The organism is Holdemanella sp. (genome assembly GCF_056804935.1).
The window spans coordinates 1-4,160 of the sequence record NZ_DBMEXE010000147.1 but is presented as its reverse complement, the minus strand read 5'-3'; the positions used below and the strand labels follow the sequence as shown (position 1 = coordinate 4,160).

Below are 4,160 nucleotides of genomic sequence, written 5' to 3'. Positions count from 1 at the left end.
CTAATGTACAAGCCCTTAACTCATAACGGGAGTATCCGAAGCTTCCTCAATCTTCGAAAGCTTAGCTCTAAGACACGTTCACCCTGTGCTTACTGTTCCATTTCCACCATCAGGAACTCACTATCAGCAGCATCCACGACTACTTCTTCTTTTCATTGCCTCTACAAAGGATGGCTTTATTATAAACAAACATTTTTTTAAATGCAACAGAAAATTTATGATTTTATCAACACCTGAATTTCATCCACATTTAGTGAACAATATTCAGAAATTTGTTCAAGACTAAAACCATCTTCATACATCTTGCAAACCATTTGTTTCACTAGTTTATTTGCTTTTTCTACTTTCTTATCAGCTTCTTCTACTTTCTTATCAGCTTCTTGGTTTAATTTATTCGCTTCTTGTAATGCATTTTTTGCTTCTTCTTTTGCTTTATGAGCCTCTTCAAGTTCGAGCTGTCGTTCCATTCGCTCTTCATTTTCATGTAGTTTTCTAAAATCTTCTATTATTTTTTTCCAACCATCATCCGATATGGTTTCTACACGCTTCTCTAACATTTGAATCACCCCATCACTTTCTATCATCACCTTAATTTTACTATCTTCGATTCCTTTGTGGCAATTCAAAAAGTAATAAATCATCTTTTCCTGTTCATTCATTTCTTCAAGCGGCTTGTTTACATCCAACTTTGCCATTTCAACCGTTCGTAACTTCATACGATCTTCTGTTTCTTTCACAAAAGATAAGCCATCCTCATTTTTCAATGTGAATGTGTTACACATTCTATGATTATCAATTAAATTCACATTAAAGAACACTAAGACAATTGTTTCCTTTAACTCTCCATAATATTTTCCTTCCAATTCTTGAGAACCATGAAGTCTAGCCAAATAATAACTAAAGCGAATCGGCAGATGATCTTGAGTTTGTCTTAACTGCATTTCTAAATCCACCATCGTTCGATCATCAAATTCAACCAACAGATCCAATCTTGGATTTTTCATTTTACTGAAATCTTTCACCATTTCTGAGTTTTTAACAACCACATGATGGACTTTCCTTTCTAAAAATACCGTGAGTAATGATTTTAAGGCATCATTAGCCTCCTTACAATCTTCGCCAAACACATACTTAAAGGCGAAATCATTTAATAAATTTGCGCTACGCATGAGCACCTCATTTCTAGTAGGCATTTCCTACATACTCATATACGTAAAAAAAAGGAATTTTTCTAAAAAAAGCAAAAAAAAGCGCCTTTCGACGCTTATTCGGCTTCAATCTCCTTAATGAGACACTCATTACCTTGAAGAAGAACTGTATGTTCACTCTTACAATATGGACACTCTCTTCCATATTGAATCGTATCATATGTTTTTTCACATTCATTACAAATCGTAATGGCTTCAATCCATTCATATTCTAGTGTTGAGTTTTCAATTAAAGGAACTTTTTTCTTATAATATTTCCAACAATCTACTAAATACTCAGGAACAATTCCACTTACTTTTCCTATCTGCAAAGTCACTCTACGAATATCTGTAATATTATTTTCTTGTGCAAGTTCTTCTAATGTTTTTGAAATATGTACAACAATTCCTAATTCATGCATACTATTTATTCTTATTGCGAATAATCTTGATTTGGCGTTTAGCCGCATACGGCAAGATAGCCTTCATCTTATCTTCCGCCTTAACCATTCTTGCACCATCTTTGATATCACGCGTTAAGTGGATCGCATCAAATTCGCATTTTGTCGTACACAAACCACAACCAATGCACTTATTGGTATCCACAATACTTGCACCACATCCAAGACATCGATTGGCTTCAATCTTAACTTGTTCTTCTGTAAATGTCGAACGTAAATCTCTAAAGGATTTTTCACCCAACCCCTTTTTAATACCAGGTATCTGTCGTTTGGCATGATCAAAATCAATATCAATCAATGCGTTATTCTTATCAAATTCATTAAATAAATGTAAGTCTCTTCCAATTGTTAGAGAATGCCCCTTATGAACAAAACGATGCATAGATTCAGCTGCTTCTTTACCATGACTAATCGCATCAATCGCAAATTTTGGACCTGTATACACATCACCACCCACAAATACATCTTCAACAGATGTTTGAAGTGTTGTACCATCCGCTTTGATTGTTCCATTTGGATTTACTTCTACATCCAATCCTTGAATTGGAATAATACTTTGTCCAATTGAAAGTAATACATGACTACATTGTATAGTTTCCAAAACACTCTCATCATAGCTTGGATTAAATCTTCCAGTTTCATCCTTTACACTTACACATTGTTTAAATACAATTGAATCTTCTAAGATTTTCTTTGGACCCCATCCACAATGAAGAAGAATTTTCTCTTCTTTAGCTTCTAATACTTCCTCAGGACTTGCCGGCATTTCGCCTTCTTGTTCTAAAGAACATAAATGAACCTTTTGTGCCCCACTTCTTAAAGCTGCACGAGCTACATCTATCGCAACATTTCCACCACCAACGACAACCACATCGCCAGAAATTAGATTAGGATCTTCTACTTTATTCACCTTTCGCAAGAAATCAATTCCAGATTCAACCATCGCATTATCTTCTCCTGGAATATTTAATTTTCTTGATCCTTGAGCACCAATGGCCACATAGAATGCTTCATATCCCTCATTTCTTAAATCATCCAAAGAAATGTCTTTACCTACTTCTATGCCACACTTGAACTCAATACCCATAGCTTTTAACACTTCAATTTCAGCTTCAATCACAGACTTCTCTAATCTAAAAGATGGAATGCCATAGACCAACATACCGCCTGGTTTTTCTTCCTTTTCGAATATCGTGACAGGATAGCCCATTATCCTTAAATAATAAGCGGCACTCATACCAGCAGGACCTGCGCCAATAACGGCCATTTTGTTTGTGAAGAATTTGCCTTCGACATTTTCACATAAAGGAATATAACGCTTATCTTCATGAAGTTCTTGTTCGGCAATAAACTTCTTGATTTCATCAATAGCCAAAGGCTCATCAATCAATCCACGCGTACACTGTTGTTCACACCTTCTATTACAAATAGCTCCACATACGGCTGTAAATGGATTAAAGTCTTTAATTAACTTTAATGCATCCATATAGCGACCTTCTTTCGCCATCTTAATATAGCCTTGTACCGGTAAATGTGCAGGGCATGCACTCTTACAAGGTGATGTTCCAGTTTCATAACAGTTGACTTTAGCTGTATCTCTAAAATTCCAGTTCCACTTTTCAGGGCCCCACTTTACATCATCAGGAAGTTCCTGTTTAGGATATGATACAGGTCCATCTTTTGTACAAAGTTTTTGACCCAATTTTGCCGCTCCTACAGGACAAATTTCCACACACTTTCCACACGCAACACACTTTTCACTATCCACATGAGCCCTATAAGCACTTGCCGACATATTTGGCGTATTAAACAATTGACTCGTTCTTAATGCGTTACATACGCCATGTGCACAGTTACATATCGCAAAAATCTTATCTTCTCCATCAATATTCGTAATCTGATGTACATATCCTTTTCTTTCACAACGTTCTAAAGTTTCAATAACCTCTTCATACGTACAATAATGACCACCCTTGTTTGTCTGTACAACATAGTCAGCCATATCACCTACCGCAATACAAACATCCGCTTCAACATCACCAGTTCCTTCACCTCTAACACGTTGTTGTCTTCTACATGAACATGGAGAAAGTGCGTATTTATCGTATTTATTCAACCAATGCGAAATCTTTTCTACACTTACCGCTTGCTGATTTGCATGAATCGCCTTTTCTACAGGAATAACATGCATACCAATGCCTGCTCCTCCAGGTGGAACCATTGGCGTTACCTTTTCAAGTGGTAATCGCGTCATCTTTTCAAAGAAATCCGCAACAATTGGATGTTCTTCTACAAGATCTTTATTCATAACCATAAATTCAGCTGCTCCAGGAACAAACTGAGGAAGCACAAACTGTTTATGATGATCCTCATTTTCCCAGTTGTATTCAATCATTCCAATGTCGCATACTTCATTTAATACACGATTCACTCTTCCTGCTGGCCACCCACTTCTTTTCACTACTTCTTCAAAAGAAAGTGGTTTACGCACTTCAAAACACAAACATAAATC

The 4,160-nt window shown here is 36.3% G+C and carries 3 protein-coding genes; all 3 read right to left on the bottom strand.

Annotated features, from left to right (window positions below; translation table 11 throughout):
• Positions 1-215: 215 nt before the first annotated feature.
• Positions 216-1,169, bottom strand: coding sequence for an Rpn family recombination-promoting nuclease/putative transposase (locus ACZQCL_RS07070; protein ID WP_227990942.1), 954 nt, complete (start codon positions 1,167-1,169; stop codon positions 216-218).
• 95 nt (positions 1,170-1,264) lie between these two features.
• Positions 1,265-1,609, bottom strand: coding sequence for a hydrogenase maturation nickel metallochaperone HypA (locus tag ACZQCL_RS07065; protein WP_118115861.1), 345 nt, complete (start codon positions 1,607-1,609; stop codon positions 1,265-1,267).
• A gap of 1 nt (position 1,610) precedes the next feature.
• A partial coding sequence (locus tag ACZQCL_RS07060; RefSeq protein ID WP_482482449.1) for an FAD-dependent oxidoreductase occupies positions 1,611-4,160 on the bottom strand: 2,550 nt, incomplete at its 5' end.